Below are 18,386 nucleotides of genomic sequence, written 5' to 3'. Positions count from 1 at the left end.
CCCCAATCCACGCAGGGACGGGGCGTTGAAAGAAAGTTATGCGCTACGCCGGGCGTGATGCTCGAGGCGGTTTTGCAGGCGATAGAGGTACGCGAACCCCTGCTCCCAGCGCTGGTGGCCGGACTTCACATTGATATGTCCGGCGCCGGAGATGATCCCGGCTTCGGCACCCCAGTAACGCGCCAGCTCCAGCGCACGCGGGGCGCTGATGGCACTGTCGTTGTCGGAGCTGACCACCTGGCTGGGAAACGGCAGCAGGTGGGTGGGAATCGGCGCGAAATTGCGCAAGGCAGGCGCGCACGCCGGACGTTCGACATCGGCCGGCGCCACCAGCAAGGCGCCGCGCACCTGGCGCAGGCAGTGCACCGGTGCAGTGGCGGCCCAGTGGGCCACGGTGATGCAGCCCAGGCTATGGGCGATCAGGATCACCGGCGTGCTGTCGGCGGCGATGGCCTCGGCCAGGGCAGCCACCCAGTCTTCGCGGCGCGGTGTCAGCCAATCGGCCTGCTCCACGCGCGCACTGTTGGGCAGGCTGTGCTGCCAATGGGTTTGCCAATGATTTTCTGGCGATCCTTGCCAGCCCGGCACGATCAGGTAACGAATCGACTCGCTGTGCATGGGGGTGCCCTCCTGCAGCGTTTAACGTTGCTGAGCAGTATAGGGACACGACTTATGCTCGTTAAGGAATAAGAAGCTATTTATTAATAACCAAAACAAATATGAAACTCAGATGGAAAAGGCCGCACACAGACCAACACGCGAAACGCGCGCACACGCCAGTCCGGTTTTTTCGAGACTTTACGACCCTGCAAAGTTGTCAGTCGAGGCAGGGCTCGACCGGGCTGTTTGCACACAAATCGAACAGTTCAGCCTGCAGGCACTGCCCCGCAGCGCTCAGGCCGCCGCGGGCATACAATGCCAGGCGCACGCCTTGCACCGCAGGCAAACCAGTTTGCGGACCGAGCTCCACGTGCTCGGCCTGCACCACCCGGCGCGGCAATAAACTCACGCCCAACCCCGCCGCCACCGCCGAACACACACTGGCCAGACTCGCGCTGGAATAGCCGATGCGCCAGCGCCAGCCGGCCACTTCCAGATGTTGCAGCATTTCATTGCGGTACAGGCCGCCCACGGGGAAGGCCACCAACGGCAGAGGGTCGCGGCCCAGGGAGGGCGTGCTGCGGCTGTCGACCCAACACAACGGCTCGGGCCACGAGGCCAGACAGTCGTCGCTGTCGCCCATCTGCTTGACCAGCAGCACATCGAATTCGCCGTTCCGGTATTGGCGTTGCAACGCAGGGCCGAGCCCGCTGGTGACCTCCAGGCGCACCCGTGGATAGGCGCGCACAAACGCCGACAACAAGGGCATCAGGCGCTGCGCCGCAAAGTCTTCCGGCACCCCCAGGCGCAGCACGCCGTCGCTCTGCTGGTTGATCAGCACGTCGGCGGCCTCCTCGTGCAGCGCCAGAATGCGCCGTGCATACGCCAGCAAGCGTTCACCCTCAACGGTCGCGACCACGCGACGTTGGTCGCGGTCGAGCAACTGACACGCCAGAACCTGCTCCAGGCGGCGGATCTGCTGGCTGACGGTGGATTGGGTCAAGTGCAGGCGCTCGGCGGCACGGGTGAAATTGCCGCAATCGGCCACGGCGACAAAGCTTCGGAGCAACACGGGATCGAACATAGTCATTCCATTTGCCACTGGCTGGCATGTTTATATTTAATTTCAGAATACCTGTGACGCTGGCCATACTCACGCCTCATTTACTCATCGCAAGAGCGCTGCATGACCCTCAATAAATCCCTCGCCGGCTGGGGCCTGCTGGTGGTGCTGGGCCTGAACCTGCGACCAATCCTGAGCTCCATCAGCCCGCTGCTGGGCGAGATTCGCCAGGCCACCGGCCTGAGTTTCCAGAGCAGCGCCCTGCTCACCAGCCTGCCGGTGGTGTGCATGGGTCTGGTGGCATTGGTGGGCGTGCGCGTGGAAGCGCGCCTGGGCGAGCGCCGTGGCATTGCGCTGGGCTTGGTGATGATTCTGCTGGCGTGCCTGGCGCGCTGGCTGATGGGCCAGGGCGCGGCGCTGCTGGTCACGGCATTGCTCGGCGGCGCCGGCGTGGCGCTGATCCAGGCGTTGGTGCCGGCGATGATCAAGCGCGAATTCCGTCATCGCGTGCCGGTGGCGATGGGCGTGTACTCCGCCTCGCTGATGGCCGGGGGTGGTCTGGCGGCGCTGCTCAGCCCGTTGGTGGCCACCCATTTCCAGCAGTGGCAGGCAGGGTTGGGCGTGTGGCTGTTGCCGGCGCTGGGCGCCTTGTTGCTGTGGGTCTGGCTACCGCTGGGCGCGGCAAAAAACCCACAGGTTGTGCCCGCCTTCGAAGGCCTGCGCAACCGTCGCGCCTGGCTGCTGGCGCTGTATTTCGGGTTGGTGAACTGCGGCTATATGAGCCTGGTGGCGTGGCTGCCCGCGTACTATCAGCAGTTGGGTTGGGGCGTGCTGCCCAGCGGCTCACTGCTGGCATTCATGACGATCTTCCAGGTGCTTGCCGCGCTGTTGATGCCGGTGCTGGCGCAACGCGGTGTCGACCGTCGGCCGCTGCTGGGCATCAGTCTGCTGGCGCAGACCATCGGCTACCTCGGCCTGCTGCTGGCGCCGCTGCAATTTCCCCATTTGTGGGTGGCGTTGTGCGGTTTCGGCCTCGGCGCGTGTTTTGCCCTGAGCCTGCTGCTGACCCTCGACCACCACCGCGACCCTCGCCAAGCCGGGCAACTGGCGGCCTTTGTGCAAGGCGTGGGCTTTTTGATCAACGCGATTTCCCCGTGGATGACCGGCTGGCTGCGCGAACTCACCGGCAGCTTCGCCAGCGCCTGGGTGGTGCTGACGGTGACCGCGCTGGCGATGCTGGTGGTGACGCGGGTGTTCAGCCCTGTTACCTATCGCACTGCGCCTGCTCTATAGGCAGGCGCCGACCGGGCAACGTCCGGCGGCGGAAAACCCAGCCGATTGGCCCGCGCAAACGTCCCGAAATCATTGAAGCGCACGCCCATCTCAGCCATGACCTTATGCGCCACCCTGGCGCTCATCTGGCGGATGTAAAACGGCTCCTTCACCACAAAATGGTGAATCCCGTGGGTGCTGCCAAAGTTGAAGCAGAACGCTTGCAACGGCCACAGCCACCACGGGTTGAGCACCTGGGTCTGCTGGATCACATTGCCCAGCTCCACATCACCGTAGTAATGCATGTTGGAGCTGACAAAGTGCAGGCAAAACGTGCGCAGCACATTGGGACCGATGATCACCACGGCGGCGATGTCGATCACGTGCATCACCTGCAAGGTGTCGGCGGACCAGTCGATCGGCGCGCCCAGCAGGCTGGCGATGCCATTGGCGGCGTGGAAGCCGAGGAACACGTACCACGCGCCCCAGTGCAGCAGCGCCAGCGGTGCGTAAACCAGCAGCGCGCGTTTGAGGATCTTGAATTTATGGCCCCAGGTCTTGGCTCGCAGCATGCGAATGAACGCCGACATCACGTTGTCGCCCACCATCAGCAACCGTGCGAAGCCCCAGGGCTCGCCGTTGGTGATTGCGCGCTCTTCCATATCGGCCTCGGTGCCGGAGACCTTGTGGTGGTTGAGGTGCAGGTGGCGGCGGATCCACGGGTTGATCGTGCTCGGCCGCGCCAGCCACACCAGGCCCATCATCACGTTGTGGGGCAGGCGCTGTTTGCGAAAGTACATGCTGTGGATCAGGTCGTGTTCCAGCTCATGGGTCAATGAGGCCAGGAAGGCGTTAAGCAGCAGGCACGCCCACCAGGCCATGTGGCCGCCGATGTACAGCGCCGCCGAGCCGATCATGCCGATCAGCGCAAAGGCCAGGATGCCCGCGCCCAGGGCGTCCTGATGCCGCAACCACGAGTGTTGCCGGCGCAAACGCACGCCTTCGGCCAGCACCACCTCACGAATATGCGCCGAACGCTGTTGCGCGTTCATCTGCTGGGGACTTGCAGAAGTACCGTCCATGCTCCCATCCTCTTATTCATCAAGGGTTACATCCTGCCCCAGGCCATCGCGCAGGACGCTAGCCCCACACGCCAACCTGTTGACTGCAAGCGCCAATCGCCATGACCGAACCCACGTCCCTCGCCAGCTGGACCCGTGCCCTGCGCAAGCAGCTCGACGCCCTGGGCCTCGACAGCGCCACGCTGTGCCATGAGGCCGGGCTCGACCCGCAGCAGATGGACGACCCTAACGCGCGCTACCCGCTGTCGGCCACCACGCGCCTGTGGGCGCTGGCGGTGCAGGCCAGCGGCGATCCGGCGATCGGTTTGCGGGTGTCGCGGTTTGTCAGCCCCACCACCTTTCATGCGTTGGGCTATGCGCTGGTGGCCAGCGGCAGTCTGCGCGAGGTGTTCGAACGCATCGTGCGCTATCACCAGGTGGTCAGTGATGCCTTGACGCTTGAACTGACACGCGACGGCGAGCGCTACCGCTTTCGTCTGTTGCAACCCCAGGGCAGCCCGGCGCCGGCGCTGGAAGCCATCGATGCGTTTGCAGCAATCTATGTGCGCACCTGCCGTAACCGCCTGGGCCGGGATTACGCGCCACTGGCCGTGCATTTGCGCCGCCCGCAACCGGTCGACCCCACGCCGTGGCACACGGTGTTCCGCGCACCGGTCAATTTTGGCGCGGTGGAGGACTGCCTGGAATTTGCAGCGCAGGACTTCGACAGCCACCTGGACGACGCCAACCCGGAGCTGGCCGAGCACAACGAGACGGTCCTCAAACGCACCCTTGCCCAACTGCAACCGCTGACCTGGGAGCGCAAAGTGCGTGCGGCGATCGAGGCGCAATTGCCCGACGGCGAGCCGAGCGCCGAACGGGTTGCCCAGGCGCTGCATGTAAGCCTGCGCAGCGTGCAACGGCACTTGGCCGATGAGGGATGCCGGTTCGACGCGCTGCTCAATGAATGCCGACAGAACCTGGCATTGCAGCATTTGCGCGACCCGCAGTGCTCATTGGCCGAAATCAGCCATTTGCTGGGGTTTGCCGATACCAGCAGTTTTAATCGGGCGTTCAAGCGCTGGACGGGAATGACGCCGGGGCAGTTTCGGGAAGGATCGCGGTAGGCGTATGCGCAGTGGTTGGGAGGGCTTTTTCGCGAGCAAGCCCGCACATTTTGGATGCATATCCTATGGGCTTGCTCGCGAAAGCGATGGTTCAGGCAATGAACCTGTCCGGTCAATCAGCGCCCACGATCACGCCGCAATAACTTTCTCACCCGCGCCACCAGGGCCTTGGCATCAAACGGCTTGAGCAGATAGTCCTCCTCGTGCAACTCCAACCCGCGCAGGCGATCTTCGATCCCGCCCGGCGTGGTCAGGAACAGCACCGGGGTGTCCCCGCGCTGCCGAATCGCCTGCTGCAATTTCCAGGCGTTCAGGCCGGGCAGCATCACGTCCAGGATCACCAGGTCGTACTCGGTGCTTTCCACAAAGCGCTGCGCCGCCATGCCATTGGCTGCGACTTCCACGCCGAAACCGGCCTCGCTCAAGCCTTGGGCCATGAGCTGCGCCAGTTGCGGCTGGTCTTCCACTAACAACACCTGCATGGTTTACCTCTGGGTTTGATTACAAACCTGTCATCAAATTGTGCGGTTTCTGACCCCGTTCACTGGCTAGGGTAGCGGCCTGTTTTCCGGAGTCGTCACTATGCCCCGCCTTGTCTTGCTTTTAAGCCTTGCTGTCTGCACCAGCGCGCTGGCCGCACCGCCACTGCCGCGCCATGCCGACCTCGATTTAAACACCGCGCGCCAACTGGCCGATGCCAGCCTTAGCCACTGCAGTGCGGCACTGACCGTCCTGGATCGCGGCGCCAACCTGCTGCTGAGCCTGCGCGCCGACGGCGTTGGCCCGCACAACAGCATCGCGAGCCAGCGCAAAGCCTACACGGCGCTGTCGACCAAAACCCCGACACGACTGTTCGCCGAACGCGCGCGCAATAGCCCCGAGGCCGCCAACCTTAACAGCTTGCCCGAGTTGCTGTTGCTCGGCGGCGGCGTGCCGCTGTTTGCCGATGCCGAACTGGTGGGCGCGCTGGGCATTGCCGGTGCCGGCGGCGCCGCGCAGGACGAAGCCTGCGCCGTACAAGCCGCCGAGCAACTGGGCCTGAAAACCTCTCTTTGATCCCAACCGAAAGGACCTCACGATGAAAACCCTCAGCATGACCCTCGCCGCCCTGAGCCTAAGCGGCCTGTGCAACCTGGCCCTGGCCGCCGGCAACCCCTTGAGCGTACACGTGCTCAACCTGGAAAACGGCCTGCCATCGGCCGGTGTCAGTGTCACCCTGGAGCAACAGGTGGGCGATCAATGGCAGTCGCTGTCCGAAGGCGTCACCAACCAACAGGGACGCATCGCCGAACTGTTCCCCGCCAACCGCAGCATGACGCCGGGTGAGTATCGCGTGGTGTTCAAGACCGGCGACTACTACAAAAAGGCCAACCGCGAGACGTTCTTCCCCGAAGTGCCGGTGATTTTCCAGGTCAAACAGGCCGACCAGCATTACCACATCCCGTTGTTGCTCAGCCCGTACGGTTTCTCGACGTATCGCGGTTCATAGGCCCGCGGCCTGCTGCAGGCTTTTGAGATCGAGTATCTCAATCGCGCCATAGCTCAAGCCGATGATGCCCTGTTGCTCCAGCGCCTTGAGCAGACTGTTGGTGGTCTGGCGCGACAGGCCCAACATCGCCGCCAGGTCTTCCTGAGGCAGTTGCAGGGTGTGGCGCGCCTGGTCGATTTCGCCGTAGCCTCGGGCGATCATCAGCAGCCGATGGGCCAGGCGCGCCGACGCGGGCATCAGGCTCATCTGTTCGATATTGATCAACGACAGGCGCAGCTTGTGGCTCATCAACAAGGCCACATCACGCCAATACGCCGGTTGGTGTTCAAGGATGTCGAGCATGGCCGCCTGCGGCACCTGCAACAGCGTGCACGGCCCCGAGGCCTGGGCATCGTGGGTGCGCGGCAGGTTGTCGAACAGGCAAATCTCCCCGAACCAGTAGGGTGTTTCCACCAGGCTCAACACCGCTTCCTTACCCTGGGCGTTCACGGCACTGATGCGCACCGCGCCATCCAGCACCGCGTACAGCCCACAGGGCGGGTCGCCGCGCTTGAACAGGAACTGGCCCGCCGCCAGCACGCGCAACCGCGCGGCCGCCAGCAAGCGACGCTGTAGATCGACAGGCAGATGACTGAACCAATGGCCGCTGGCCAGACGGGCATGCCACTTCTCTGCATCCATGGGAACTCCGAAGATTGTCGCCCAGCTGACAGTCAGGCGCTGGCTGACAGGGCATGATCAAACATCCTACAGGAGGAACAACAATGAAAAGCCTCGTCGACCACCTCAGTCAATACGCCGCCTACCACCGCGACCCGCGCAATATCGCCAGCCACTTCATTGGCATCCCCTTGATCGTCGTCGCCGTGGCCGTGCTGCTGTCGCGCCCTGAATGGGCGATGGGTGGCCTGTGGATTTCACCGGCAGTGATCGTGGCGCTGCTGTCAGCGTGGTTTTACCTGCGCCTGGAACTGGCGCTGGGCAAGCTGATGAGCGTGCTGATGGGCTTGTCGGTATGGGCCGGGCACGTGCTGGCCGCGCAAGACACTCTGGTCTGGCTGAGCAGTGGCGTGGGGATGTTCGTGGTGGGCTGGGTGATTCAGTTTGTCGGGCACTACTACGAAGGCAAGAAACCCGCGTTTGTGGACGATGTATCTGGGTTGATCGTGGGGCCGTTGTTTGTGGTGGCGGAGCTGGCGTTTTTGCTGGGGTTGCGGCATGAACTTAAAGAGCAGATTGAGGCGCGGTCCGGCCCGGTAGAACGCCGCGATCTGAAGCCGAGCCAGCTCCCACATGATCGTTCCCACGCTCTGCGTGGGAATGCAGCCCAGGACGCTCCGCGTCCCAAAGCGTGACGCAGAGCGTCACAAGAGGCGTTCCCACGCAGAGCGTGGGAACGCTCGGAGGGTCAGGCTTTTTGCCAGACCTTGGGCTTGAAGAACAGGGTCTCGCCCCGCGCCAGGCCGGTCAGGCTGTCGTGGTCTTTCACCACTTCGGCTTCGATCAGCTCGGGCTGGCCTTCGACCTTGAGCGTCACCCGCGTGGTCGCGCCCAGTGGGCGAATATCCCGCACTTCGGCCGCGTGGTGGTCTTCCAGTTCATGGCGCGACAACGACACTTCGTGGGGGCGGAACAGCACGTGTTTGTCTTCGCCCAGGTGCAGGCGGTTGGAGTCGCCCAGGAAGTGGTACACAAAGTCACTGGCCGGGTTTTCGTAGACATCTCCCGGTGAGCCGATCTGCTCGATCACCCCTTTGTTCATCACCACGATACGGTCGGCGACTTCCATGGCCTCTTCCTGGTCGTGGGTCACGAACACCGAGGTCAGGTTGATGTCTTCGTGCAAGCGCGCCAGCCAGCGGCGCAGTTCTTTACGCACCTTGGCATCGAGCGCGCCGAACGGTTCGTCCAGCAGCAGCACTTTGGGTTCCACCGCCAGGGCGCGGGCCAGGGCGATACGTTGGCGCTGGCCGCCGGAGAGTTGTTCCGGGTAACGGTCGGACAGCCAATCGAGCTGCACCATGTTCAGCAGTTCGTGAACCTTGGTCGCGATCTGGCTCTCGGTGGGCCGCTGGTTTTTCGGTTTCATGCGCAGGCCGAAAGCGACGTTGTCGAACACGCTCATGTGGCGGAACAGCGCGTAGTGCTGAAACACAAACCCGACGTTGCGATCACGCACATCGTGGCCGGAGACGTCTTCACCGTGGAACACGATGCTGCCGTCATCCGGAGTTTCCAGGCCGGCGATGATGCGCAGCAAGGTGGTCTTGCCGCAGCCGGAAGGGCCCAGCAACGCCACCAGCTCGCCACTCTGGATGTCCAGATTGATGCTGTTCAGGGCCTTGAAGGCGTTGAAGTTCTTGCTGACATTACGGACTTCGATCGACATGACTTATTCCTCACCGGCGCTGTTGCGCAGGCGGTTGATACGGTTCTCGCTCCATTGCTTGAGCAGCAGGATAAAGAGCGCCAGGATCAGCAACAGGCTGGCCACCGCAAACGCGGCCACGTGGTTGTATTCGTTGTAGAGAATCTCGACGTGCAGCGGCAGGGTATTGGTGACGCCGCGAATGTGGCCGGACACCACCGATACCGCGCCGAATTCCCCCATGGCCCGCGCGGTACACAGCACCACGCCGTAGATCAGGCCCCACTTGATGTTCGGCACGGTCACATGCCAGAACATCTGCCAGCCATTGGCGCCGAGCAGGCGTGCGGCCTCCTCTTCCTGGGTGCCCTGCTCCTGCATCAGCGGGATCAGTTCACGGGCCACGAACGGCACGGTGACGAAGATGGTCGCCAGCACAATGCCCGGCAGGGCGAACACGATCTGAATGTCATGCTCCTGCAGCCATGGGCCGAAGAAACCTTGCGCGCCGAACATCAGCACGTACACCAGGCCCGCGATCACCGGCGACACCGAAAACGGCAGGTCGATCAGCGTCACCAGGATGCTCTTGCCACGGAACGAGTACTTGCTCACGCACCATGCAGCACTCACCCCGAACACCAGGTTGAGCGGCACCGAGATCAGCACGGCGATCACCGTGAGTTTCAGCGCCGACAACGCGTCGGGCTCAAGGATCGCGCTGAAGAAGGTACCCAGGCCGTTCTTCAGGCCCTGGGACACCACGATAAACAGCGGCAGCAACAGGAACAGAAAGAACACCAGCCAGCCAAGGCCGATCAGGATGCGTCGCGACACGGCGCTGCCACGTCGGGCGGCGTTGGCCGAGGACGCGGCGGAAATAGACGATTGGGACATGTTCCGCGCCTCCTTATGGACGTTCGATGCGCCGCTGCAGCAAGTTGATCAGCAGCAGCAATACAAAGGAAACCACCAGCATCAACACCCCAATGGAGGTGGCGCCGCGGTAGTCGTACTGGTCGAGTTTGACCATGATCAGCAACGGCAGGATCTCGGTTTTCATCGGCATGTTGCCCGCGATGAAAATCACCGAACCGTACTCGCCTACACCACGGGCAAACGCCAGGGCGAAGCCGGTCAGCCAGGCGGGCAGCAGCGCCGGCACGAGGATGTAGCGGAACACCTGCAACGGCTTGGCGCCCAGACAGGCAGCGGCTTCTTCGACTTCACGTGGGATATCGGCGAGCACCGGCTGCACCGTGCGCACCACGAACGGCAGGGTGACGAAGGTCAGCGCCAGCGTGATGCCCAGTGGCGAATAAGCGATCTTGAAGCCCAGGTCGGCGGCGAACTGGCCGACCAGGCCGTTAGGCGCATACAGCGCGGTCAAGGCAATACCGGCCACGGCGGTGGGCAGGGCGAACGGCAGGTCGATCATCGCATCGATGATCTTGCGGCCGGGGAAGGTGTAGCGCACCAGCACCCAGGCCAGCAGCGTGCCGATCACGCCGTTGATCAGCGCGGCGTACAACGCGGTGCTGAAGCTCAGTTTCAAGGCCGCCAGCACGCGCGGTGCGGAAATGATGGCCCAGAACTGATCCCAGGTGAGTTGAGCCGCGTGGACGAACATCGCCGCCAGGGGGATGAGTACGATCAGGCTGAGGTACACGACGGTGTAGCCCAGCGTCAGCCCGAAGCCGGGTATGACGGGGGAAATACGACGCGACATAAGAGTCCTTGGTTAGCGGAACTGACACACAAAACCCGCAGGTGAATGCGGGCTTCGTGGGTGTGTGTTTCTCGGCTTACTGCGCCGTATAGATCTGGTCGAACACGCCACCGTCGTTAAAGAATTTCGGTTGGGCAGTTTTCCAGCCGCCGAAGTCTTTGTCGATAGTCACCAGGTCCAGTTTGGGGAACTGCTGGGCGTATTTGGCGGCTACTTTTGCATCGCGTGGACGGTAGAAGTTTTTCGCCGCAATCTCCTGGCCAGCCGGGCTGTACAGGTGTTTCAGGTATTCGGTTGCGATCTCGGTGTTGCCCTTCTTCTCGGCGTTCTTGTCGACCACCGCCACTGGCGGCTCCGCGAGGATCGACAGGGACGGAACGACGATATCGAACTTGTCGGCGCCGCCGTCTTCCTTGAGCGCCAGGAACGCTTCGTTTTCCCAGGCCAGCAACACGTCACCCTGACCGTTGTTGACGAAGGTAATGGTCGAGCCGCGCGCGCCGGTGTCGAGGATCGGCACGTGCTTGAACAGCTCTTTCACGTACTCCTGAGCCTTGGCTTCGCTGCCGCCGGCTTTGAGGCCGTAAGCCCACGCGGCGAGGAAGTTCCAGCGCGCACCGCCGGAGGTTTTCGGGTTAGGGGTGATCACCGACACGTCCTTTTTAATCAGGTCGCCCCAGTCCTTGATGCCTTTAGGGTTGCCCTTGCGCACCAGGAACACGATGGTCGAGGTGTACGGGGTGCTCGCATCCGGCAGGCGGGTCTGCCAGTTTTCCGGCAAGGTCTTGCCCAGTTTGGCGATTTCGTCGATGTCACCAGCCAGGGCCAGGGTCACGACGTCGGCGCGCAGACCGTCGATCACCGCCCGGCCCTGCTTGCCCGAACCACCGTGGGATTGCTGGATCTTGACGTTGTCGCCAGGGTGGGACTGTTTCCAGAATTGGGTGAACTCTGCGTTGTAGTCCTGGTACAGCTCACGCGTCGGGTCGTACGAGACGTTGAGCAACTCGTAGTCCTTGGCAACGGCGGAACCGGCAAACACGGCACTGGCCAGCGCGGCCAGGGCATAACGGCGAATCGACGACATGGAAGGCTCCTGAGAATTCTTGGGTGTTGGCTTGTTCTTATCGTTACGGGTCTATCGAGTGACGGGGCTGTCGCCGTCAATGCTCAGCCCGGTTTGTTCGCCGGGTTCTGCAAACGGAATTTTTCCTTGCGCTCGATCTGCACCACTTGGGCGTTGTGCACGGTGATTTCCACCGCGCCGAAGCGCAGATCGCGCAGGGCGCTCTGGATTTCACGCAAAATGGCTGCTTCGTCCTGGCCGTCGACGCTACGTAGGGATGCGCTCATGGTCTCGCTCCTGAGATGAAGGGTGCCTCGCAGTGGTGGCACTGCTTGCGGCGTGAGAGCGATAGTAGATAAGCGCGGATATTCTTAAAAATACTATTTAAGAATGTTTATATAACCAGAATGAATTTTCTGAAGGGCATGGGGTTGCAAAGGGATAATCGCCAAGATCAGCCCTTGAGAAGATCCAATAGGGGAGCGAGCAAGCCCTCACAGTTTGCTCGTGTTTCAAGCTCAGATGGCGGGGGCTCGTGACCAATCAAGCTCTTCGGCCGGCATCGGCCGTCCAAACCAGTAGCCCTGGCCCATGTCGCAGTCCTGCTCCAACAAAAAGCGCGCCTGCTCCACCTGCTCGATGCCCTCGGCGTGCACCTGCATGCCCATGCTTTTGGCCAGGGCGATAACCACGCGCACAATCGCAGCGTCGTCTTCGTCCCACGGCAGGCCGGCGACAAAACCCTGGTCGATCTTGAGCTTTTGCACCGGCAAGCGCTTGAGGCGCAGCAACGAGGAATAGCCAGTGCCAAAATCATCGATGGCCAGGCGCAAGCCCAGTTCGCGCAGGCGATGCAGTTGCTCCAAAGCGACTTCGGGGTCTTCCATCACCGCGCTTTCGGTGACTTCCAACTCAAGGAAGGCCGGGTCCAGGCCGGTCTCGTGGAGCACCTGCGCGACTTGCTCGTAGAGTTCGCGCCGCGCGAACAGGCGGCTGGACACGTTGAGCGCAATAAACTTCAGCGGCGCGCCGTCGGCCAGCCATTGGCACATCTGCCAGCACGCCTGGTGCATGACCCACGCGTCAATATCGGCAATCAGGCCGGTACGCTCGGCGATGGGGATGAACTCGCACGGCGGCACCAGCCCGCGTTCCGGGTGCTGCCAGCGCACCAGGGCTTCGACGCCGACCAGGCGGCTGCCGTGCAGGTCGTGCACCGGCTGGTAGTAAACGCGCAGCTCCTGCTGGTCGAGGGCGCGACGCAGTTCGCTGGCGATCTCTACACGGTTCTGCGCGTGGGCCGTGAGTTCTTCGGTGTACAAGGCGAAGCCTTCGCGGCCCACACTTTTGGCTTTGAACAACGCGGAGTCGGCATTGCGCAGCAGTTGCTCGGCGCTCAGCGCATCGCTGGGGAACAGGCTGATGCCGATGCTGGCGCTGATAAACAGTTGGTGACCGTCAAAAATGAACGGCTGTTTCATCACATCCAGCATGCGCTGTGCCAGCGCGGCGGCCTGCACCACTTGTGAACAACTTTCCGCGAGCACCGCGAACTCGTCCCCACCCAGGCGCGCCAGTGTCACGCCGGGGCCAAGCAAGCCCTGGAGCCGTTCGCCCGCCAACTTGAGCAATTGGTCGCCGACGTTATGACCCAGGCTGTCATTGATGATCTTGAAGTGGTCCAGGTCCAGCAACAGCAGGGCGCAGCCGCGTTTATGCAGTTGCGCCGAAGCCAGGGCCTGCTCGGCGCGGTCGGTGAAGAGCAAGCGGTTGGGCAGGTCGGTCAGCGGGTCGTGGTGAGCCAGGTGCGCCAGTTCGTGCTCGGAATTCTTGATGGCGCTGATATCGGAAAACACCGCAACGTAATGGCTGAGGTCGCCATGATCATCGTGAATCACCCGGATGGTTTGCCACTGCGGATAAATTTCGCCGCTTTTGCGGCGGTTCCAGATTTCACCGCTCCATTCACCGTCGCGCGCCAGGGTCTGAAACATCTGCTGGTAAAAACTCGACGAATGGCGCCCGGATTTGAACAGGCTGGGCGGCTGGCCCATGACCTCCTCACCCTGGTAGCCGGTGATCGCCATAAAGGCCCGATTTACATGCACGATCAAGCCTCGGGCATCCGTGACCAGCACCCCTTCGCGCGTGCAATCGAACACAGCAGCGGCCTGACGCAGACGTTCGCGGTTTTCCTTCAGGGGTTGCTGCAGCTGGCTGGCCGCGGCAAATCGGGCGCTCATCAGGTAAATCACCAGAGCGCTGGCCATTACCCACAGATAACCGCGCACCTGCAGCCACAGGGTAAGAGCGCTCGGGTTATCGATAAACTCGATCAATAAGTAGCCTGTGAGACCCATCCAGGCCACCGAAACCAGCAGGTATACCAGCCCCGCACGCAGGGCACCTCGGTATGAAAACAGCATATGGCCAGTATTCCTTACCTAAAGAACAGAATCGTCCTACAAAGGTCGGGGATTATAGGATAAGAAACATCCAGTCACTTCTATCTGAAAGGGCGGCTGGTTTTCTCTGCAGGCTTGGTGATAATGCGTGAGCTGGTTTTTTCTTTATCTGAGGGCCATACAGCCTATGTGGTACAACGGTTTTCTTGACCTGTCAGCCTGGCAACTGGTGGCAGTCACTCTGTTGATGACCCACGTGACCATCGTTGGCGTCACGGTTTATCTGCATCGCTATTCAGCCCATCGCTCCCTGGAGCTCAATGCCGGCCTGAAACACTTCTTCCGCTTCTGGCTGTGGCTGACCACGGCGCAGAACACCCGCGAGTGGACCGCCATCCACCGCAAGCACCACGCCAAATGCGAGACCGTCGATGACCCGCACAGCCCGGTGATCAAAGGCCTGTCCACCGTGTTACGCAAAGGTGCCGAACTGTACCGCGCCGAAGCGGAAAACCCGGAAACCCTGCGCATCTACGGCAAGAACTGCCCGGACGACTGGATCGAACGCAACCTGTACACGCCCTACCCGCTGCTGGGCGTGGCGATCATGGGCGTGATCGACCTGCTGCTGTTCGGCACCATCGGCATCACCATCTGGGCCATCCAGATGATGTGGATACCGTTCTGGGCCGCCGGCGTGATCAATGGCCTGGGGCATGCCGTGGGCTATCGCAATTTCGAATGCCGTGATGCCGCCACCAACCTGGTGCCGTGGGGCATCATCGTCGGTGGCGAAGAGCTGCACAACAATCACCATACCTATCCCAACTCCGCGAAACTGTCGGTGAAAAAATGGGAATTCGACCTGGGTTGGGCGTGGATCAAACTGTTCAGCTTCCTGCGCCTGGCCAAGGTGCAGCGCGTGGCGCCGATTGCGCATCGCGTCGAGGGCAAAGGCCATCTGGACATGGATACCGCCATGGCGATTCTCAACAACCGCTTCCAGATCATGGCCCAGTACCGCAAGCTGGTGATCGGCCCACTCGTTAAGCAGGAGCTGGAAAAAGTCGATCACTCGGTGCGCCACCAGTTCCACCGCGCCAAGCGCCTGCTGTCGCGGGAAACCAGCCTGTTGGATGACCGTCATCACCTGCGCATCCAAGGCATGCTGGAGCATAGCCAGGCCCTGAAAGTGATCTATGAAAAGCGCCTGGCGCTGCAGCAGATCTGGCTCAAGACCAGCTCCAATGGCCACGACATGCTGGCGGCGATCAAGGAATGGGTACACGAGGCCGAAGCCAGTGGCATCCAGTCCCTGCGCGACTTCGCCCATCAGCTGAAAACCTATTCGCTACGCCCCGCGGCCTGACTGCGCTGTGGGAGGGTACGCCCTCCCACAGCATCTTTTTGGCGTCATTTACCGGGCGCCGCTAATCGACCCCGTTGACGGAACTTCGACGCAATTAGCCTCTCTCAAGGAACACTTCGCCATCATGGTGACCCCTTGTTGTGACCGCTGCTCCATCCTGCGGCGCGCCCAGAGAGAGTTGTGCCGATGGTTCACGAAAAACCCCACTTACCGGATCCGCCCGTCGCTGAAACTCAGCGCCCCACGGCGGCTGCAACCCTGCTGGCATTGGTGCATGCCCAGGGCGAAGTCGAGCGCCTGAGTGAGCGCGAGCAGCTCCTCAGTTCGCTGCTGGTAAGTGTGAATGCGGTGCTCTGGGCCATCGATTGGGAGACCCGCCGCGTGCTGTACGTGAGCCCGGCATACGAGCGGATATTTGGACGTGCTGCCGGCCTGCTGCTCGCCGACCATCGGGAATGGCGCAACAGCATTCACCCCGAAGACCTCGACTACGCCGAAAAAAGTCTGGCCCGCGTGCTGGAGCGAGGTGCCGTGGAAGACCGCGAGTACCGCATCATCACCGCCGACGGTCAGATCCGCTGGTTGAGCGACAAGTGCTACATCAATCAGCAGGTCGAGCCGGGCGAACCGTTGATTGTGGTCGGCATGGCCGAAGACATCACCGAAAAGAAGCAGCTCGAGCTTGAGTTGCACCGCCTGGCCACCACCGACGTGCTCACCCAGAGCAGCAACCGCCGGCACTTCTTCGAATGCGCCAACCATGCCTTCGACAGCGCGTGCGCCCAAGGCACGCCGCTGGCCTTCCTCCTGCTGGACATCGACGACTTCAAGGACATCAACGACACCTACGGCCACCTGGAGGGCGACCAGGTGCTGCGGCGCATCGCCGAGAGCGGTCGAGGGGTGCTGCGCCGTGGCGACCTGTTCGGGCGCATTGGCGGCGAAGAGTTTGCCGCGGTACTGCCAGGCTGTGCGCCGGAGATGGCCCTGCAAGTGGCTGAACGCCTGGGCAAAGAGATTCAGGCGCTGAGCTTCAGCTACGAAGGCCAGGCGTTCGGTGTGACCATCAGCCAGGGCCTGGCCAGCCTCACCGAAGCCGACGCGACCCTGGACAGCCTGTTCGCGCGCGCCGATACCGCCATGTACGAGGCCAAGCGCCTGGGCAAAAACCGCGTGGTCGCCGGCTGACGCCAGCCTTTGCAACGTGCATCAGCTCCGCCAACCCCACCGCTCAGCGTCCAACACCAACATGCGCGCCAAGCCGCCGAGTGAACAAAAAAAAACCGCATCAGCGGTTTTTTTATTCACGGGCGGTTTCTTTGAGCTGCAAGCTCGAAGCTGCAAGCGGCAAGCTCGTCACCCCTTGCAGCTTGTCGCTTGCAGCTTGTCGCTTGCAACTGCAGCCTGCCGCTTAAAGCTCTGCGAAGCACTCTTCGATGATCGCCAAGCCTTTGTCCAACTGCTCGTCCGGCGCCGTCAGCGGGACCAGTACGCGCAACACATTGCCGTAGGTGCCGCAGGACAGCAGGATCAGGCCCTTGTCACGCGCCTTGGCCACCACAGCGGCAACGGCCGCGGCGTTTGGCTTGTGGGTGTCGCCGTCGTCGAACAGCTCGACGGCGATCATCGCGCCCAGGGCACGCACGTCACCGATCACCGGGTACTTGGCCTGGATCGCCTTGAGGCCAGTCACCAGATGCTCGCCAACCGCCTTGCAGCGGTCCAGCAAGTGCTCTTCTTCGAACACCTCCATCACCGCCAGGGCCGCGGCGCAGGCGATCGGGCTACCGGCGTAGGTGCCGCCCAGGCCACCTGGGGCGATGGCGTCCATGTATTCAGCCTTGCCGCACACACCGGCCAGCGGGAAGCCGCCGGCGATGGATTTGGCGAAGGTGGTCAGGTCGGCGGCAACGCCCATCTGCTCCATGGCGAAGAACGTGCCGGTGCGGCCGGCGCCAGTCTGCACTTCGTCGGCGATCAGCAGGATGCCGTGCTTGTCGCACAGTTCGCGCAGGCGCTTCATGAACGACTTGGGCGCCACGTAGAAACCGCCCTCGCCCTGCACCGGCTCGATGATGATCGCTGCGATATCACGCGGCTCGGCATCGTTCTTGAAAATGCGTTCGATGCTGGCGATGGAGTCGTCATCGCTCACACCGTGCAGCTCGTTCGGGTACAGCGCACGGAACACGCCGCCGGGCATCAGGCCCATGCCGGCCGAGTACGGCACGACTTTACCGGTGAGACCCAGGGTCATCATGGTGCGGCCGTGGTACGCGCCGGTGAAGGCGATCACGCCGGCACGGCCAGTGGCGGCACGCGCGATTTTCACGGCGTTTTCCACCGCTTCGGAACCGGTGGTGACCAACAGGGTTTTCTTGGCGAAGTCACCTGGGACCTTGGCGTTCACCTTCTCGCACACTTCTACGTAAGGCTCGTAGGCCAATACCTGGAAGCACGTGTGGGTCAGCTTGTTCAGTTGCTCGGTCACGGCCTTGATGATTTTCGGGTGCACGTGGCCGGTGTTCAGCACGGCGATACCGCCGGCGAAGTCGATGAACTCGCGACCTTCAACGTCGGTCACGGTGGCGTTCTTCGCGGAGTCGGCGAAGATCGGGTGAATCTGGCCAACACCGCGCGGTACAGCGGCTTCGCGGCGTTTCATCAGGGAAGCGTTGGTCTTGCTCATAAAGTCCTCATTCGCCACTCATCGGGTGGCGCAGCTCAAGGAATACGTGGCGGGAGGCAACTACGGCAGCATGCGATGATCGACTGCCACAGCTTTCCCGGCCACTACGAATAACGTCTTGAAACACGCAAAGGGTCAGCGCTCTCGT

General features: G+C 62.2%; 18 protein-coding genes and 1 pseudogene. 7 read left to right on the top strand and 12 right to left on the bottom strand.

What is annotated here, in order from left to right; all coding sequences use genetic code 11:
* Window positions 1-36: 36 nt before the first annotated feature.
* Together PSH59_RS01165 and PSH59_RS01160 are read right to left on the bottom strand one after the other, a co-directional pair.
* Complete coding sequence (locus PSH59_RS01165) at window positions 37-618, bottom strand: alpha/beta hydrolase (RefSeq protein ID WP_248082994.1); 582 nt, start codon at window positions 616-618, stop codon at window positions 37-39.
* A gap of 199 nt (window positions 619-817) precedes the next feature.
* A complete protein-coding gene (locus PSH59_RS01160; RefSeq protein WP_305394100.1) occupies window positions 818-1,684 on the bottom strand; it encodes a LysR family transcriptional regulator in 867 nt (288 codons plus the stop codon).
* A 102-nt stretch (window positions 1,685-1,786) separates the two neighbouring features.
* Between PSH59_RS01160 and PSH59_RS01155 the strand changes: the two genes are divergently transcribed.
* Entirely contained in the window at window positions 1,787-2,956 is a 1,170-nt protein-coding gene (locus PSH59_RS01155; RefSeq protein WP_305394099.1) for a CynX/NimT family MFS transporter, read from the top strand.
* On the opposite strand, the gene PSH59_RS01150 is transcribed toward PSH59_RS01155, so the two are convergent.
* Window positions 2,932-4,017, bottom strand: coding sequence for a fatty acid desaturase (locus tag PSH59_RS01150; protein ID WP_305394098.1), 1,086 nt, complete (start codon window positions 4,015-4,017; stop codon window positions 2,932-2,934). The two genes, PSH59_RS01155 and PSH59_RS01150, sit on opposite strands and share 25 nt — an antisense overlap.
* 101 nt (window positions 4,018-4,118) lie before the next feature.
* Here PSH59_RS01150 and PSH59_RS01145 point away from each other — a divergent pair, with 101 nt between their 5' ends.
* Window positions 4,119-5,123 (top strand): AraC family transcriptional regulator, encoded by a 1,005-nt coding sequence (locus PSH59_RS01145; protein ID WP_305394097.1) that lies wholly within the window; start codon window positions 4,119-4,121, stop codon window positions 5,121-5,123.
* 116 nt (window positions 5,124-5,239) lie between these two features.
* On the opposite strand, the gene PSH59_RS01140 is transcribed toward PSH59_RS01145, so the two are convergent.
* The gene (locus PSH59_RS01140) at window positions 5,240-5,605 is read right to left on the bottom strand and encodes a response regulator transcription factor (RefSeq protein ID WP_248082959.1); all 366 of its coding nucleotides are present in this window, start codon (window positions 5,603-5,605) and stop codon (window positions 5,240-5,242) included.
* Between the two features lie 100 nt (window positions 5,606-5,705).
* Here PSH59_RS01140 and PSH59_RS01135 point away from each other — a divergent pair, with 100 nt between their 5' ends.
* Both PSH59_RS01135 and uraH read left to right on the top strand, forming a co-directional pair.
* Entirely contained in the window at window positions 5,706-6,179 is a 474-nt protein-coding gene (locus tag PSH59_RS01135; protein WP_305394096.1) for a heme-binding protein, read from the top strand.
* Between the two features lie 22 nt (window positions 6,180-6,201).
* Window positions 6,202-6,612, top strand: coding sequence for a hydroxyisourate hydrolase (gene uraH, locus PSH59_RS01130; RefSeq protein WP_248082955.1), 411 nt, complete (start codon window positions 6,202-6,204; stop codon window positions 6,610-6,612).
* Here uraH and PSH59_RS01125 read toward each other — a convergent pair.
* A complete protein-coding gene (locus tag PSH59_RS01125; protein ID WP_305394095.1) occupies window positions 6,607-7,293 on the bottom strand; it encodes a Crp/Fnr family transcriptional regulator in 687 nt (228 codons plus the stop codon). The two genes, uraH and PSH59_RS01125, sit on opposite strands and share 6 nt — an antisense overlap.
* An 83-nt stretch (window positions 7,294-7,376) precedes the next feature.
* Here PSH59_RS01125 and PSH59_RS01120 point away from each other — a divergent pair.
* A pseudogene (locus tag PSH59_RS01120) lies at window positions 7,377-7,880 on the top strand (DUF962 domain-containing protein); the annotation flags it as partial.
* A 140-nt stretch (window positions 7,881-8,020) separates the two neighbouring features.
* Here PSH59_RS01120 and PSH59_RS01115 read toward each other — a convergent pair.
* The 6 genes from PSH59_RS01115 to dibA form a co-directional block, all read right to left on the bottom strand.
* A complete protein-coding gene (locus PSH59_RS01115) occupies window positions 8,021-9,001 on the bottom strand; it encodes a sulfate/molybdate ABC transporter ATP-binding protein (RefSeq protein ID WP_248082951.1) in 981 nt (326 codons plus the stop codon).
* A gap of 3 nt (window positions 9,002-9,004) precedes the next feature.
* Window positions 9,005-9,877 carry a sulfate ABC transporter permease subunit CysW gene (gene cysW, locus PSH59_RS01110; RefSeq protein WP_248082949.1) on the bottom strand — a complete coding sequence of 291 codons (873 nt, stop codon included), beginning with the start codon at window positions 9,875-9,877 and terminating at the stop codon, window positions 9,005-9,007.
* A gap of 13 nt (window positions 9,878-9,890) precedes the next feature.
* A complete protein-coding gene (cysT, locus tag PSH59_RS01105) occupies window positions 9,891-10,709 on the bottom strand; it encodes a sulfate ABC transporter permease subunit CysT (RefSeq protein WP_248082947.1) in 819 nt (272 codons plus the stop codon).
* A 76-nt stretch (window positions 10,710-10,785) separates the two neighbouring features.
* Window positions 10,786-11,796, bottom strand: coding sequence for a sulfate ABC transporter substrate-binding protein (locus PSH59_RS01100; protein ID WP_248082945.1), 1,011 nt, complete (start codon window positions 11,794-11,796; stop codon window positions 10,786-10,788).
* 83 nt (window positions 11,797-11,879) lie between these two features.
* Window positions 11,880-12,062, bottom strand: coding sequence for a sulfur starvation response protein OscA (gene oscA / locus PSH59_RS01095; protein ID WP_248082943.1), 183 nt, complete (start codon window positions 12,060-12,062; stop codon window positions 11,880-11,882).
* Between the two features lie 231 nt (window positions 12,063-12,293).
* Window positions 12,294-14,201: a phosphodiesterase DibA gene (gene dibA, locus PSH59_RS01090; protein WP_248082941.1), complete on the bottom strand. Its 1,908-nt coding sequence runs from the start codon at window positions 14,199-14,201 to the stop codon at window positions 12,294-12,296.
* 166 nt (window positions 14,202-14,367) lie between these two features.
* Here dibA and desA point away from each other — a divergent pair, with 166 nt between their 5' ends.
* Entirely contained in the window at window positions 14,368-15,549 is a 1,182-nt protein-coding gene (gene desA, locus PSH59_RS01085) for a delta-9 fatty acid desaturase DesA (protein ID WP_248082940.1), read from the top strand.
* Between the two features lie 186 nt (window positions 15,550-15,735).
* Window positions 15,736-16,737, top strand: a complete 1,002-nt coding sequence (locus PSH59_RS01080) for a sensor domain-containing diguanylate cyclase (protein WP_248082939.1) — start codon at window positions 15,736-15,738, stop codon at window positions 16,735-16,737.
* Window positions 16,738-16,960: 223 nt separating this feature from the next.
* On the opposite strand, the gene gabT is transcribed toward PSH59_RS01080, so the two are convergent.
* Window positions 16,961-18,238 carry a 4-aminobutyrate--2-oxoglutarate transaminase gene (gabT, locus tag PSH59_RS01075; RefSeq protein WP_248082938.1) on the bottom strand — a complete coding sequence of 426 codons (1,278 nt, stop codon included), beginning with the start codon at window positions 18,236-18,238 and terminating at the stop codon, window positions 16,961-16,963.
* Window positions 18,239-18,386: the final 148 nt, after the last annotated feature.

Source organism: Pseudomonas sp. FP2309, assembly GCF_030687575.1.
Lineage (GTDB): Bacteria > Pseudomonadota > Gammaproteobacteria > Pseudomonadales > Pseudomonadaceae > Aquipseudomonas.
The sequence above is the reverse complement of the archived record's forward strand: the minus strand, read 5'-3'. Positions and strand labels throughout refer to the sequence as shown.

What these genes read in the sequence shown, in the direction of transcription:
- PSH59_RS01140 (WP_248082959.1), bottom strand. Translation starts at nt 5,605, where the DNA reads ATGCAGGTGTTGTTAGTGGAAGACCAGCCGCAACTGGCGCAGCTCATG.
- PSH59_RS01100 (WP_248082945.1), bottom strand. Translation starts at nt 11,796, where the DNA reads ATGTCGTCGATTCGCCGTTATGCCCTGGCCGCGCTGGCCAGTGCCGTG.
- oscA (WP_248082943.1), bottom strand. Translation starts at nt 12,062, where the DNA reads ATGAGCGCATCCCTACGTAGCGTCGACGGCCAGGACGAAGCAGCCATT.
- PSH59_RS01125 (WP_305394095.1), bottom strand. Translation starts at nt 7,293, where the DNA reads ATGGATGCAGAGAAGTGGCATGCCCGTCTGGCCAGCGGCCATTGGTTC.
- PSH59_RS01115 (WP_248082951.1), bottom strand. Translation starts at nt 9,001, where the DNA reads ATGTCGATCGAAGTCCGTAATGTCAGCAAGAACTTCAACGCCTTCAAG.
- PSH59_RS01150 (WP_305394098.1), bottom strand. Translation starts at nt 4,017, where the DNA reads ATGGACGGTACTTCTGCAAGTCCCCAGCAGATGAACGCGCAACAGCGT.
- PSH59_RS01145 (WP_305394097.1), top strand. Translation starts at nt 4,119, where the DNA reads ATGACCGAACCCACGTCCCTCGCCAGCTGGACCCGTGCCCTGCGCAAG.
- PSH59_RS01160 (WP_305394100.1), bottom strand. Translation starts at nt 1,684, where the DNA reads ATGTTCGATCCCGTGTTGCTCCGAAGCTTTGTCGCCGTGGCCGATTGC.
- PSH59_RS01135 (WP_305394096.1), top strand. Translation starts at nt 5,706, where the DNA reads ATGCCCCGCCTTGTCTTGCTTTTAAGCCTTGCTGTCTGCACCAGCGCG.
- uraH (WP_248082955.1), top strand. Translation starts at nt 6,202, where the DNA reads ATGAAAACCCTCAGCATGACCCTCGCCGCCCTGAGCCTAAGCGGCCTG.
- desA (WP_248082940.1), top strand. Translation starts at nt 14,368, where the DNA reads ATGTGGTACAACGGTTTTCTTGACCTGTCAGCCTGGCAACTGGTGGCA.
- PSH59_RS01165 (WP_248082994.1), bottom strand. Translation starts at nt 618, where the DNA reads ATGCACAGCGAGTCGATTCGTTACCTGATCGTGCCGGGCTGGCAAGGA.
- cysT (WP_248082947.1), bottom strand. Translation starts at nt 10,709, where the DNA reads ATGTCGCGTCGTATTTCCCCCGTCATACCCGGCTTCGGGCTGACGCTG.
- gabT (WP_248082938.1), bottom strand. Translation starts at nt 18,238, where the DNA reads ATGAGCAAGACCAACGCTTCCCTGATGAAACGCCGCGAAGCCGCTGTA.
- PSH59_RS01080 (WP_248082939.1), top strand. Translation starts at nt 15,736, where the DNA reads ATGGTTCACGAAAAACCCCACTTACCGGATCCGCCCGTCGCTGAAACT.
- cysW (WP_248082949.1), bottom strand. Translation starts at nt 9,877, where the DNA reads ATGTCCCAATCGTCTATTTCCGCCGCGTCCTCGGCCAACGCCGCCCGA.
- PSH59_RS01155 (WP_305394099.1), top strand. Translation starts at nt 1,787, where the DNA reads ATGACCCTCAATAAATCCCTCGCCGGCTGGGGCCTGCTGGTGGTGCTG.
- dibA (WP_248082941.1), bottom strand. Translation starts at nt 14,201, where the DNA reads ATGCTGTTTTCATACCGAGGTGCCCTGCGTGCGGGGCTGGTATACCTG.